The 13,302-nt window shown below is 60.1% G+C and carries 13 protein-coding genes; 5 read left to right on the forward strand and 8 right to left on the reverse strand.

Annotated features, from left to right (window positions below; all coding sequences use genetic code 11):
- Together lon and HHJ17_RS16230 are read right to left on the reverse strand one after the other, a co-directional pair.
- On the reverse strand, positions 1-2,319 hold the full coding sequence (gene lon, locus HHJ17_RS16225) for an endopeptidase La (RefSeq protein WP_296502984.1): 2,319 nt from the start codon (positions 2,317-2,319) through the stop codon (positions 1-3).
- 110 nt (positions 2,320-2,429) lie between these two features.
- Complete coding sequence (locus HHJ17_RS16230) at positions 2,430-2,834, reverse strand: Hsp20/alpha crystallin family protein (protein ID WP_296502752.1); 405 nt, start codon at positions 2,832-2,834, stop codon at positions 2,430-2,432.
- Positions 2,835-3,013: 179 nt separating this feature from the next.
- On the opposite strand from HHJ17_RS16230, the gene HHJ17_RS16235 reads away from it, so the two are divergent.
- Positions 3,014-4,243, forward strand: a complete 1,230-nt coding sequence (locus HHJ17_RS16235) for a cyclopropane-fatty-acyl-phospholipid synthase family protein (protein WP_296502756.1) — start codon at positions 3,014-3,016, stop codon at positions 4,241-4,243.
- 59 nt (positions 4,244-4,302) lie between these two features.
- A complete protein-coding gene (locus HHJ17_RS16240) occupies positions 4,303-4,479 on the forward strand; it encodes a hypothetical protein (protein ID WP_296502759.1) in 177 nt (58 codons plus the stop codon).
- Between the two features lie 28 nt (positions 4,480-4,507).
- Here the strand turns inward: HHJ17_RS16240 and HHJ17_RS16245 are convergent, their stop codons facing one another.
- Both HHJ17_RS16245 and HHJ17_RS16250 read right to left on the reverse strand, forming a co-directional pair.
- Complete coding sequence (locus tag HHJ17_RS16245) at positions 4,508-5,404, reverse strand: EamA family transporter (RefSeq protein WP_296502761.1); 897 nt, start codon at positions 5,402-5,404, stop codon at positions 4,508-4,510.
- Positions 5,401-5,895: a methylated-DNA--[protein]-cysteine S-methyltransferase gene (locus HHJ17_RS16250; RefSeq protein WP_296502764.1), complete on the reverse strand. Its 495-nt coding sequence runs from the start codon at positions 5,893-5,895 to the stop codon at positions 5,401-5,403. Before HHJ17_RS16250 ends, HHJ17_RS16245 begins: the two co-directional genes overlap by 4 nt.
- Before the next feature lie 262 nt (positions 5,896-6,157).
- Between HHJ17_RS16250 and HHJ17_RS16255 the strand changes: the two genes are divergently transcribed.
- From HHJ17_RS16255 to HHJ17_RS16265, 3 genes are read left to right on the forward strand one after another with little or no spacing between them, the layout of a single operon-like run.
- On the forward strand, positions 6,158-7,540 hold the full coding sequence (locus tag HHJ17_RS16255) for a phosphomannomutase/phosphoglucomutase (protein WP_296502768.1): 1,383 nt from the start codon (positions 6,158-6,160) through the stop codon (positions 7,538-7,540).
- A complete protein-coding gene (gene waaC / locus HHJ17_RS16260; RefSeq protein WP_296502771.1) occupies positions 7,537-8,613 on the forward strand; it encodes a lipopolysaccharide heptosyltransferase I in 1,077 nt (358 codons plus the stop codon). The genes HHJ17_RS16255 and waaC overlap by 4 nt, the downstream gene beginning before the upstream one ends.
- On the forward strand, positions 8,610-9,950 hold the full coding sequence (locus tag HHJ17_RS16265; protein WP_296502774.1) for a 3-deoxy-D-manno-octulosonic acid transferase: 1,341 nt from the start codon (positions 8,610-8,612) through the stop codon (positions 9,948-9,950). The genes waaC and HHJ17_RS16265 overlap by 4 nt, the downstream gene beginning before the upstream one ends.
- On the opposite strand, the gene HHJ17_RS16270 is transcribed toward HHJ17_RS16265, so the two are convergent.
- The 4 genes from HHJ17_RS16270 to HHJ17_RS16285 form a co-directional block, all read right to left on the reverse strand.
- The gene (locus HHJ17_RS16270) at positions 9,918-11,249 is read right to left on the reverse strand and encodes a TolC family outer membrane protein (RefSeq protein WP_296502778.1); all 1,332 of its coding nucleotides are present in this window, start codon (positions 11,247-11,249) and stop codon (positions 9,918-9,920) included. The two genes, HHJ17_RS16265 and HHJ17_RS16270, sit on opposite strands and share 33 nt — an antisense overlap.
- Before the next feature lie 67 nt (positions 11,250-11,316).
- Positions 11,317-11,658, reverse strand: coding sequence for a rhodanese-like domain-containing protein (locus HHJ17_RS16275; protein WP_296502783.1), 342 nt, complete (start codon positions 11,656-11,658; stop codon positions 11,317-11,319).
- 4 nt (positions 11,659-11,662) lie between these two features.
- Complete coding sequence (locus HHJ17_RS16280; protein WP_296502787.1) at positions 11,663-12,316, reverse strand: protein-L-isoaspartate O-methyltransferase; 654 nt, start codon at positions 12,314-12,316, stop codon at positions 11,663-11,665.
- A gap of 106 nt (positions 12,317-12,422) precedes the next feature.
- Positions 12,423-13,145, reverse strand: a complete 723-nt coding sequence (locus HHJ17_RS16285) for a TetR/AcrR family transcriptional regulator (RefSeq protein WP_296502791.1) — start codon at positions 13,143-13,145, stop codon at positions 12,423-12,425.
- Positions 13,146-13,302: the final 157 nt, after the last annotated feature.

A 13,302-nucleotide genomic window follows, 5' to 3' on the forward strand; every position in this document is an offset into this window, starting at 1 on the left:
TTAATCGCAAATTGGCGCGTTGACTTCGGCAATCGCTACGCGCACGGCTTCCTCGACGTCGTCCAAAAAAACGAACTCCAGCTGTTGTCGGGCTTGTTGCGGTACATCTTCCAGGTCTTTTCTATTGCGCGTGGGGATCATCACAGTTTTGATACCGGCCGCCAGGGCCGCCAGTACTTTTTCCTTGATGCCGCCAACCGGTAAAACTAAGCCACGCAGACTTATTTCACCGGTCATTGCGACGTCGTTGCGCACCGGTCGGTCCATGAAGAGGGAGGCCAGTGCAATGAACATGGCGACGCCTGCGCTGGGCCCGTCTTTGGGAATCGCTCCGGCCGGGACATGGATGTGAACGTCTGTTTTTTCGAAAACAGCGGCGTCTAAATTTAACGTTGCCACTCTTGATTTCACCAGGGTCAGCGCCGCTTGCGCCGACTCTTTCATGACATCACCCAGTTGTCCGGTCAAGATCAGCCGACCACTGCCGGCGGTGCGGCTGGCTTCAATGAACAGAATGTCGCCCCCGACGGGTGTCCATGCCAAGCCGGTGGCAACGCCCGGCATGCCAGCCCGCAAGGCGACTTCATTCTCGAACTTGGCCAGCCCGAGGAGTTCTGCCAGGTCCGGCGCGTCAACGCGGGCCGTTTGGGTTTCACCCTCGGCAATGCGAACGGCGATACGGCGACACACGGCGCCAATCTGGCGCTCCAGACTGCGCACGCCCGCTTCGCGTGTGTAGTCGCGAATGATGGCGGCAATGGCGCCGTCCGTGATCTCCAGTTGTTCAGGCTTGAGACCACTTTCCGCGAGTTGACGCGTCACCAGGTAGCGGCGTGCGATCTCGCGTTTTTCTTCCTGCGTGTAACCAGCCAGGTGCAAGACCTCCATGCGGTCGCGCAAGGGGCCGGGGATGGGGTCGAGTATGTTGGCCGTGGCAATGAACAGAACTTGCGACAGGTCGTAGGGGACCGCCAGGTAGTTGTCACGGAAGGTGTTGTTTTGCTCCGGGTCCAGCACCTCCAGCAGCGCGGCTGACGGGTCGCCATGAATGCCGGTGCCGAGCTTGTCAATTTCATCGAGCATCATGACGCAGCCGCGGGTGCCGGCTTTTTTCAGCGCCTGAATGATGTTGCCGGGCAGGGCGCCAATGTAGGTGCGCCGGTGTCCGCGGATTTCTGCCTCGTCATGCACGCCGCCCAGAGACACCCGTACGAATTTGCGGCCGAGGGCTTTGGCGATGGATTGCCCGAGCGAGGTTTTGCCGACCCCGGGCGGTCCCACCAGGCAAAGAATCGGGCCGTGGCCGCCGGGGTTGAGCTTGCGCACGGCGAGAAACTCGAGAATGCGTTTTTTTACCTGATCGAGTCCGAAGTGATCGGCATCCAGCACGCGACGCGCCTGCGCGACATCGATGGCATCTGGTTCCGGGGTTTTCCAGGGTAATTCGACCAGCCAATCGAGGTAAGTGCGGACCATCGAATATTCGGAAGATCCCTCCGGCATGCGCTCCAGCCGTTTGAGTTCTTTCTCCGCCTGCTTCGCGACTTCTTCCGGCATGTTCGCCTCGGCGATCATTTTGCGCAGTTCGTTGACTTCAGCGGCATTGCTGCCGCCGTCCTCCCCCAGTTCTTTTTGAATCGATTTCAGTTGTTCGCGCAGCAAGAACTCTCGCTCCCGCTGTCCCAGACTGGCTTTGGTGCGCTTGTCGATGTCGCGCGAGAGCTCCATGACTTCAATGCGGTGCATCAGCATTTCAAGCACCCGGTCCATCCGCATTTTGAGATCTACCTCTTCCAGCAAGGCCTGTTTCTCGGACGCTTTGATATCGACATAGCCGGCAACCAGGTCGGCCAGCATGCCGGGGGCATCGACGCCCTGGACTGCATTCACCATTTCCTGCGGCACTTGGGGCAGCAGCTGCAAGACCTCAACGGCACGCTCCTTGAGCCGCATGAAGCGCGCCTCAATTTCCTTGTCGTCTTTAACCACGGCTTCAACAATGCGCTCAATTTTTGCGACGGTGAACGGGAATCCGTCCAGAAACCCGATCACGCGAAAGCGTTGCTGGCCCTGACAAATGATGTGGTGCGTGCCATCGGGTGTGGTGACGTAGCGCAGGATGGAGGCGATGGTGCCGACGCGGGACAAATCATCCGGCCCGGGGGCGTCCACCTCCGGGTTGCGTTGCATCAGGATGCCGATCGGCCGCTCCGCCTTGATTGCGTACTGAGCCGCTGCAATCGAGCTTTCACGACCGATGGCAATCGGCACAATCATGCCGGGAAACAGCACCATGTTGCGCACCGGCACAATGGCCATCGCGTCATCGGGGATGGCGAGCGCTTCGCCGGATGCGTTCGCCAGCGCTGCCGCGTTGACCTTGTCCGCCTCGGGATTGGTATCTTTGTTTTCCAGCAGCTTAATCTGATTCATTTCAGTCGCTCGAGGGTGAGTTTCAGGCAGCCGTTTTCCAGCAGGATTTCAGTGAGTTGAAAGCTGCCGAAAGGCAATCGGATGCGGCGCTCAAAGCGCCCGTAAGGAATTTCCAGCCGGAGAATGGCGCCCGGGCCCAAGCTGGCCCCAAATGAACGCTCGCCGCGTACCACAATTGCCTGCTGCTCCAGGGCAACTTCAAAGCGCTCCGGCGCGACTCCCGGTAACGCAATGAGCAAGCCAACCTCGCGGTCGTTCACATACATGTCGACCGGCGGCTCCCAGCAGGGTGATTCGCTGGGCTGGCCAATCTGGAAAAACTGGCGATTGAGCCGGTCTGCCGTCTGAAGCAGTTCGACGGCTTCAGCCAGCATCCACGCGCTCGGGTCAGGGTGTCGCATTCATTTTCCTTTTCTTTTCAGTTTCCTTCTGGCAACTATCGAGACTGTTTTGCAAGCGTAAGTTCCCCCCCCTTGTGGATGCTTGATAAATCGCAAAAGGGCCGGCTTCCACTGGTTCGACTATGGGCCAAGTCATTGACTGGCCATCGCGGCATGGTTCGGACCCAGGGAGATTGCACATGTTTTTTGAGAAACGATTTTTAAGAACTATCGACAAGATTCGCACGCAGGTGTCAGTGCCGCTGCGTATCGAGTTGTGGAATGGTCGTCAGTTTGACTTTTGCAGCAACCCCAGTGTGAAGGTCACCATACCGAGCTCATCGGCGCTGCGCTACTTCATATCGCCCAACCTGAACAAGCTGGGGGAAGCGTTTGTCGAGGGGCATATCCGGGTTGAAGGCTCCCCTAAAAATGTGTTCGAAGTGGCCGAGGGTTTGGCGCGCACCGTAACGGCCGAACTGCCCTCTGTTTTTCAGTGGCTGACGCATCACAGTCGGGATCAGGACCGAGAGGCGATTCAATATCACTACGATGTGTCCAATGACTTTTATTCGCTTTTTCTCGATCCGAATATGGTTTATTCCTGTGCCTACTATCGAGATGAGAAGGACACGCTTGATCTGGCACAAGGCCAAAAACTGGACCATATTCTGAACAAGCTGAGGCTCAAAGCCGGTGAAACTTTTCTCGATATTGGTTGCGGCTGGGGTGCCTTGGTGATTCGTGCGGTCGAAAAATACGGCGCCATCGCCACGGGCATTACCTTGTCACAAAACCAGTTCGATCGCGCCCAGCAACAAATTCGTCTTGCCGGTCTGCAGGACCGGTGCCGGGTCTTGCTGTGTGACTACCGCGATCTGAATGAACGCGGGGCCTACGACAAGATCGCCAGTGTTGGCATGTTTGAACACGTCGGCCTGAAAAACCTGCCGGTCTATTTTGAAGCGGTTCACCGGCTTTTGAAAGATGATGGCCTGATTCTCAATCACGGCATTACCACCAGCGATGTGGAAAGTCGCTGGATTGGTTTGGGGGCCGGTGAGTTTATCGATCGTTACGTGTTTCCTGACGGGGAGTTGCCGCATGTTTCACTGGCGCTGAAAGAGATGGCCAGTGCGGGGCTGGAAGTGGTGGACGTCGAATCGTTACGGCGCCATTACGCACTCACCTGTGAAGCGTGGTCAAACAATCTTGAATCACACCGGGCTGAAGCCGAGCGCATTGCCGGTGAGCGGCGTTACCGCATCTGGCAGATCTACCTTGCCGGCTGCGCCTATGGGTTTTCCAAGGGCTGGATGAATCTTTACCAGGTACTTTGCAGCAAGGCCGAAAACAACGCGCTGAGACAGCAGCCGCTGACACGCGACTACATGTACCCCCCGTCTGTCATGAGCCCCTCAGGTCCTTGACTGGCTGCGGGGTAAACGTTTATTTACAGCGCTCGTTCTGCTGGAGTATCGTTCGGGGGATGAAAAAACAAAGATTCTGGAATGTCGACCTGCTTGAGTTGTTCAAACTCTGGCTCAGCGACCTGTCGACATTCTTGATGACCTTGGTAATGTTTCTCGGTCTGTCCTTGCCGGTCGTCATACCGGCACTGATCATGTGGTATCTCATGTCGACCAACTGGAGCATCAGTCCGTGAGAACGGACGGTTGAAGTAGCAGGGCGCTTTAGCGTCGCAGTTTGAGCAGGTTGGCCGACAGCGCCGTGCCGCATACAATGATGACGCCACAGCTCAGCATCCATAGCGAGACTGCTTCGTTCAGAAAAATGGCACCGTAAAGCATGGCAAAGACCGGCACCACAAAGGTCACCGTCAGGGAGCGGGCCGGGCCCACGTTCTCAATCAAGCGGAAAAACAGAATGTAGGCCACGCCCGTGCACAGCACGCCGACGGCCAGCAGGGCCAGCCAGGCGGTGGTGCCCGGCATGCGCTGCGGCCACAGCCACAGGGTGGGCAGCGCCAGCCCCAGGGTGGCGCCCAACTGGCTGCCGGTGGCCGTCACCAGGGCGGGTAAGCCGTTCAGGTGGCGTTTGGTATAGCTGGCCGAGATGCCGTAGCACAGGCACGCCAGCAGGCAGGCCAGCACGGCCCAGCCGGTGGCCACCCCAGAGGCGTTGGGTTTGAAACTGGCTTTGTCCCAAGCCAGCAGGGCCACGCCGACAAAACCAATCACCAGACCCAGAATGCGCAGGCCGTGCGGCCGGTCTTTGAGCCAGACCCACGCGACCAGCGCGCCAAACAGCGGTGCAGTGGCGTTGAGAATGGCGGACAGGCCGGTGCTGATGGACAGCAGCGCAAACGAAAAACAGGCAAAGGGAACGGCAGAGTTGAGCAGTCCGATGAAAAAGACTTTTCTCCAGTGCCGGGCCAGCTGTGGCCCCAGGCCGCGCCAGAGCAACAGGGGCAACAAAAACAGCGAAGCAATCGCCACCCGCACGCCAGCGGTCGGCAGGGCGCCGAATTCGACAGCACCCAGACGCATGAACAGAAACGATGAACCCCAGATCGCGGCCAGCAGCACAAACTCGGTCAACCACGGTTTTTGGGGCTGGGGTGAATTCAACGCGTGCCTTCGAGGTGCAGCAGGGCGGTCTTGCGCTCCAGTCCGCCGGCGTAACCGGTCAGGGCGCCGTTGGCCCCCAGCACGCGGTGGCAGGGCACAACGATGCTCAATGGGTTGCGGCCAACCGCGCCACCCACGGCGCGTACCGCAGCGGGTTTGCCCACCCGTTGACTCAGCTCGCCATAGGTCACGGTGGCCCCGCTGGGGACGCTCAGCAGGGCGCGCCAGACGGCTTGCTGGAAATCGGTACCCCGGTCAAGCGCCAGGGGCAGCTCGAAGGTCGTGCGCTGGCCGGCAAAGTATTCGCTCAACTGGGTCTTGGCCAGCTGTAACACCGGGTGATCAGTCGCCACCGGCCAGGTCGAGGTGTCGGGCTGGTGGCGTTGGCCATCAAACCAGACGCCGACCAATTGCTCGCCCGTGGCGGCCAGAATGATGGGTCCGAGCGGACTGTCATATCTTGCCTGCAGGGTGGATGTTCCATGTTTCATGTCAATTTGCCTTGTGGCCCCCGTGTAATATGTGTAACCAGCTATTAATTTGATAGCGTCTGTGGCGCCGTCCGGGGTAACATGGCTTGTCAATCTGACTGGACCTCAACGGATGCCATGCAGAGAATGATACGCGTGCACTGGTCTGCAGCCCCGGTTGCTGCCGCCGCTTGACCGCTGTTCAGGGCCTTTCCCTGACGCGCTGGCGGCCTACAATCCAGTGCAAAAATTAATGACAAAATTCTTTTCAGGGAACCCTGCCATGCAATTATCAGCTTCCATTTTCAAGGCCTATGACATTCGCGGTATCGTGCCCGCCACGATTAACGAGGCAGTGGCCGAGGCGCTGGGCCGGGCCTTTGGCACCGTGGCGCGCAGTGAGGGCGAAACCTGTGTTGCCGTGGGCCGCGATGGCCGTCTCAGTGGCGCTGCTTTGAGCGCGGCGCTGATGCGGGGTCTGGTCGCCGCCGGGGTGGATGTGATCGACGTCGGCATGGTGACCACGCCGATGCTGTACTTTGCGGCCAACACCCTGTGCACCAGCGGCATTCAGGTCACCGGTAGCCACAACCCCAAGGATTACAACGGCTTCAAGATGGTGATGGCCGGACGGGCGATTTACGGCGACGAGATTCAGGCCTTGCGCAGCATGATGGAAAACGAGACCTGGGCGTTGCTGCCGGGTGCCCAGATTCGGCAGATCGACGTGCTCGCGGCCTACCGGGAGCGCATCGTCGGCGACATCAAGTTGGCGCGCCCGATGAAAATTGTGGTCGATTCGGGCAACGGCATTGCCGGTGCGTCGGCGCCGGACATTTTGCGGGCCATTGGCTGTGAGGTGACCGAGCTGTTCAGCGAGGTGGATGGCAATTTCCCCAACCACCATCCCGACCCGAGCAAGCCCGAGAATCTGCGCGACCTGATTGCCGCGCTCAAAGCGAGCGATGCCGAAATCGGTCTGGCCTTTGATGGCGATGGCGACCGGCTCGGCATTGTTACCAAAGAGGGCAACAACATTTATCCCGATCGGCAGATGATGCTGTTCGCGCAGGATGTGCTGTCGCGCGTGCCGGGCGGCACCATTTTGTTTGATGTGAAGTGTTCGCAGCGCCTGGCGCCCGCGATTGTGGCCGCCGGTGGCAAGCCGCTGATGTTCAAGACCGGCCACTCGCTGATCAAGGCCAAGATGAAAGAGGTCAACTCGCCGCTGGGCGGTGAGATGAGTGGCCATATCTTCTTCAAGGAACGCTGGTTTGGCTTTGACGATGGCACCTATGCGGGCGGTCGCCTGCTGGAAATTCTGAGCCAATCGCCGGATGGCAATGCCGTGCTCAACGCGCTGCCCACCAGTTTTTCCACGCCCGAGTTGAATGTCAAATGCGCCGAGGGCGAGCCCCACATCCTGGTGGATCAATTGGTGGCGAGCGCCAACTTTGCTGCTCCTGCCGTGGTGTGCACGATTGACGGCCTGCGCGTCGACTGGCCCGATGGTTTTGGGCTGATTCGTGCGTCCAACACCACGCCGGTGCTGGTGCTGCGCTTTGAAGGCCACACGCCAGAAGCCCTGCACCGCATTGAAGGCGAGATGTTGGCGCTGTTGCGCACCGTCAAGCCGGGTGCTGTGCTGGATCAGGCCGCGCATTGAAGATTCTGATCGTCAAGCTCTCTTCGCTTGGCGATGTGGTGCATGCCATGCCGGCGGTGCAAGACATCCGGCAGGCCTACCCCGAAGCGCAGATCGACTGGGTGGTGGAGCGTGGCTTTGCCCCGCTGGTGCAACGCTGCGCCGGCGTGCATCGCGTCATTGCGTGTGAGTTGCGGCGCTGGCGCAAGTCACCTTTCTCCACGCCGACCCGTCTGGCTTGGCAGGCCTTTAAGGCCGAGTTGCAACACGAGCAGTACGACGCAGTGATTGATCTGCAGGGACTGAGCAAATCCGCACTCGTGTCCTGGCTGGCGCAGCTGACGCCAAAGGGTCAGCGTTTCGGCCTGGCCAACCAGACGGAAGGCTCCGGTTTTGAAGCGCCCGCGCGCTGGGTGGCGGATGTGGCGATTGCGCTGCAACCGCACATTCATGCTGTCACGCGCTCGCGTGAGTTGTGCGCCCGCGCTTTGGGTTACGTCCTGCCAGAAATACAGTCTTTTGGGCTGCTAGCCCATGTAGATAAAGCGCCGATAGCTATCGAAAATGTAGCAAATGAAGCTGCTTGCCAGCATGGCGTTGTGGCGCTGGTGCATGGCACCTCCCGCGCCGACAAGCAGTGGCCGCTCGCGAATTGGCTTGCTTTGGGCCAGCGACTGAACGACTGTGGCTACGCCGTGGCTTTGCCGCATGGCAGTGATGAGGAGCAGCGATTTGCGCAGGAAATCGCCAGCGGTCTGGCGCATGTGCAAGTCTGGCCCCGGCTCGGGCTCGACGCCTTGACCGATGCGCTGGCGGGCTGCGCCGGGGTGATCGGCGTGGACAGTGGCTTGAGCCACATCGCGGTCGCGCTCGATTTGCCGCATGTGCAAATCTACAACTTTGACACGGCGTGGCGCACCGGACCCCTTGTTGCTCAAGCGGTGTTGATCGACGGCCAAAGGCCGGCGCTGCGCCAGCGCAGTGTGTTTGCGCGGCCCACGCCGTCCGTGGACGTGGTCTGGCAGACCTGGCGGGCGGTGTCAGGGTCAGGGGCTGTTTCTGCGGCGCCATCGGCGGTCGTCGCGACGCTATGACGCGCCTGCTGTATTCGTTGTTGATGCGGCTGGCCCAGCCGCTTGTGCGCCGCAAACTGGCGCGGCGTGGCGTGCAGGAGCCGGGTTACCTGGAGGCGATCGAAGAGCGCTTCGGTTATTACCCGGTCCAGCCCGAGGCGTCACAGGGCCCCACCATTTGGCTGCATGCCGTGTCGCTCGGTGAAACGCGGGTTGCCGCCGTGCTGTTGGCACGCTTGCGCGAGCGCTTGCCCGGCATGCGCCTGTTGCTCACGCATGGCACGGCCACCGGCCGCGCTGAAGGCGCCAAGCTGCTGCAGCCGGGCGACCTCCAGACCTGGCAGCCTTGGGATACCCCGGCGGCGGTGCAGCGTTTTCTCAAACAATTCAAACCCAGCATCGGCATCCTGATGGAAACCGAAATCTGGCCGAACCTGGCCGCCGGCTGCCAGCAGGCGGGGGTGCCGCTGGTGCTGGCCAACGCGCGCTTGAGCGACAAGTCGCTGCGGCAGGCGCGCCGGCTGGCTTGGCTGGCGCGACCGGCCTATCGCCGTCTGGCCGCCGTCTGGGCGCAAACGCTGGATGACGCCGCGCGATTCTTTGCCTTGGGTGCCGACGTGCAGGGTGTCTTCGGCAATCTCAAGTTTGACGCCATGCCCAATGCCGAGCAGTTGGCCACCGGCCGCGCTTGGCGGCGCCGGGCCGGCCGGCCGGTCGTGATGTTCGCCAGTTCACGCGAGGGCGAGGAACTGGCATTGCTTCAAATATTAGCGTCTTTTAAGCCTCTAGCCCCCGTCGATAGTGCGCAGGACGCTATTAATTCAGTAGCGAATCACGTGCAGTGGCTGATCGTGCCGCGCCATCCGCAGCGCTTTGACGCGGTGGCGGCGCTGATCGAAAGTCATGGTTTTAGCGTCTCGCGCCGCAGCGACTGGGCGGATGGGCCCGCCGCGGATGCGGGGTCAGCCACCGGCACGATCTGGCTGGGCGACTCCCTGGGCGAAATGGCGCTCTATTACGGTCTGGCGGATGTCGCCTTGCTGGGGGGAAGCTTTGAGCCGCTGGGGGGACAAAATCTGATTGAAGCCGCAGCCTGCGCCTGCCCGGTGGTGATGGGGCCGCACACTTTTAATTTTGCCGAAGCCGCTGCGCTGGCGCAAGCGGCCGGGGCTGCAATCAGGGTGTCATCGCTGCAGCAGGCGGTGGCCGTGGCGCAGCAGCTGGCGAACGACCCGGCGGCTCAGCAAGCCGTGGTCAGTGCGGCCGCCCGCTTTTCAAGCGCCCATCGCGGTGCGGTCGAAAAAACGGTCAGCGCGGTGCTGGCCTTACTGGGCCAACAGGGTGTTGACGCTCTGTAAGTCGTCGGCCTTGAGCGTGCCGTTGGCCTGGCGCAACTTCAATCCGCCCACCAGCACGTCATAGCGCGCCTTGGCCAGATCGCGCTTGGTCTGGAACAGCTGGCTTTGGGAGTTGAGAACGTCGATGTTGATGCGCACACCGACTTGGTAGCCCAGCTTGTTGGCGTCCAGCGCGCTCTGGCTGGAAGCCTCGGCCGCTTCCAGCGCCTTGACTTGGCCTTGGCCCGACAGTACGCCGAAGAACGCCGTGCGGGTGCTCAACGCCACCGAGCGTTTGGCGCCGTCGAGGTCATTGCGGGCTTTCTCTTCCAGTGCCAGGGTTTCCTTGATGCGGTTCTGCGTAGAAAAACCGGCGAACAGCGGCAGGTTGAATGACAGGCCAATCGAGCCGGCATTGACGCGGGAGCCGCCGGGCCCATTAACGCTGCCATCCAGATTGTTGGTGGCGCCATAACTGGCGACCAGATCCAGGGTCGGCTTGTGGCCGGCTTCTGCCTTGTTGGTCTCCAACTGCGCTACGTCCAGCGCAATCTGGGTTTGCTTGATGCTGGGGTGGTCGACTTCAGACTGCTGGACCCAGACGTTGACATCATTGGGCAACAACGCCGGCAGTGTCAGGGGCTGGGCCAGGGGTTGGGGCTGGGTATCGCTTTTGCCAGCCAGCTGGTCAAGGGCAATTTTCTTGACGCGGAGGTCGTTCTCGGCCGCGATTTCTTGTGCGGTCCCAAGGTCAAAGCGGGCCTGAGCCTCGCGCGTGTCGGTGATGGTGGAGGTGCCGACTTCAAAGTTGCGTTTGGCCGACGCCAGTTGTTCGCCTACAGCGGCTTTCTGGGCCTGGACAAAGGTCAGGCTGTCCTGCGCTGCCAGCACGTCAAAGTAAGCCTGGCTGACACGCACGATCAAATCCTGATCGGCGGCGGCCAACTGGGCTTGGGCGAGATCGACTTGTTTGAGACCTTGCTTGTAACCCGCCCAGTTGCCGGGACGGTACAAAGGCTGCGATGCGCTCACGGTGGCATTCTCGGTGCCATAGGAGCGGTCGCTTCGGGTGCCTGCGTCTGGAATGGCTTCTTGCGTGGAGCGTGAAACTCCGATCGCCAGACCCGCTGTGGGCAAGATACCCGCCTTGGCTTGGGCGCCCTTGGCCAGGGTGGCGTCATACAGCGACTTGGATGACTGATAAGACGCATCAAAGCCGCGCGCCGACTCGTACAGGTCCACCAAACTTTGCGCCTGCACCGGCAGGGCCAACGCAGCGCTGACGGCAACAAACAGGGGTAACAGACGGAACGTTTTCATGGTGAGCCTTAGAGTTATGTGCATCGGCAGTAGGGGCAGGCAAGTCAGAGCGTGTTGACCGGGAGGCTCAATATCTTGGAATGCTGGGGTCCAGCTCGGCGGACCAGGCGTTAATGCCGCCGGCAATATTGGCCACATGGGTAAAGCCCCTGGCTTTCAAAAAGGCCGCCACCTGCATGCTGCGCCCGCCGTGATGGCACAGGCAGGCAATCGGTTGCTCGGGGTCGAGTTCACTCAGCCGTGGCGGAATCACCCCCATCGGAATGGTGATTAGCTCAAAACCGTCCGCCTTGATGCTGGCCACCTGCAACTCAGAGGGTTCGCGGACATCCAACACCACGGGCGAACCATGGGCGCGAACTGTTTCGAGCCAAGCGGCCAATTGAGAGGGGCGAATTTGAGTAACCATAGGTTCAAAAATGAAAAGGTGAAGGCTCGGGGAAATTGAGCAGGCGGGGCGCAACCGTATCCCAGGGCTGGCTGGTTTTGAAGGCGGTCTCGCCCGTGCGGGTAATGAGGGTGGCGCGCATCACGGGCTCATCACCCACGATGGCGATGAGCCGGCCGCCCACCTTGAGGTTGGCGAGCAGTGCGGGCGGCACTTCAGCCACCGAGCCACTGAGGACGATCACGTCAAACGGACCCTCTGCCGGGGTGCCTTTGGAACCGTCGAACTGCCGAACTTCGGCATTGGTGATGCCCGCTTTTTGCAGGTTGGTGCGGGCCATGGCGGCCAATTCCGGATTGATTTCCAGTGAAATCACGCGCTGGGCACGGTGCGCCAGCAGGGCAGCCATGTAGCCGGAGCCAGCGCCGATTTCCAGCACTTTTTCATGTTTTTGAACGGCAACGTCCTGCAACATGCGGGCTTCGACGCGGGGTGCGAGCATGCATTGACCGTGGCCCAAAGGGATTTCCATGTCGACAAAGGCCAGCGCTTTGTGCGCCAAAGGAACAAAGTCTTCACGTTTGACGACCGACAGCAAGTGCAACACGTCCGCATCCAAAACGTCCCAAGGACGAATTTGTTGTTCGATCATGTTGAAGCGGGCTTGTTCAAAATTCATTCAGGTACTCCAGGGGGTATGTTAACCGATTGTGTAAAATTTTACCCGGCGACGCTTTCAGCAAAATTTCTTTTAATGCCAATATTCGCGCACTGCGGCGATGCCGTCATTGCGCCAGGTCATCCATCGGTTCTTGCCGCAATATTTCAGCTGATGCAGGGTGGCTGCGCGGGCCCACACTCAGACCATAGAGAAGCGTTTCAACCTGCACGGCGAGGTACTCTTCGGGAATCAGTTGCACACCCGCGGTGCAAGTGCCCAAAGAATGCTTCCACATGGCAAGAAACAGCATCGGGGCCAAGACGATATAAACCCCGTACTTCATATCGATCGGGCGGAACTCGCCGCGGTCCACGCCGCGTTGCAGCACGCGCTGGATCAGTTCTTGACCTGGTTGGATCACCTCGTGCTCGTAAAAGGTGGCCAGATCCGGGAAGTTGCGTGCCTCGCTCATCATGAGCTTGGTGATGCCGGAGGCCTTGGTCGAACCGATCCGCTCCCACCAGGCGGTCATGCAATAGCGCAGCATGTCGGCCGTGCTGCCTTGAAAGTTAACGAACTCGGCATTCCACTCGACGAAGCGACCGGAAATGTTCTCGCGGACTACGGCCTTGAATAATTCTTCCTTGCTGGCGAAATAAAGAAAGAGCGTGCCTTTGGATACACCGGCCCGTTTGGCGACCTCTTCAGAGCGGGTGGCGGCGAAGCCTTTTTCCACAAACAACTCGAGCGCGGCATCGAGCAGTTCGCCTGGACGCGCGTCCTTGCGACGCTCATGCTTGGCGGGCGCTCCCATGGAGGGGCTACAAATCAGCTTGGAAAGGGGCATAAATATTAATGACTAACTGGTTATTAATGTAGCTTCGGACCGGCGGACTGTCAATCACGGAGAGGCCGACTGAGCGCTTGATCTGTCCTTACGCGAATCGGGGTTGTCGGGGCCACCGAATGAATAAAAATTCGCCGGCGCGTAAGATTCAAGGGGT

Source organism: Rhodoferax sp. (assembly GCF_012927445.1).
In the GTDB taxonomy this organism is placed as follows: Bacteria; Pseudomonadota; Gammaproteobacteria; order Burkholderiales; family Burkholderiaceae_C; genus Rhodoferax.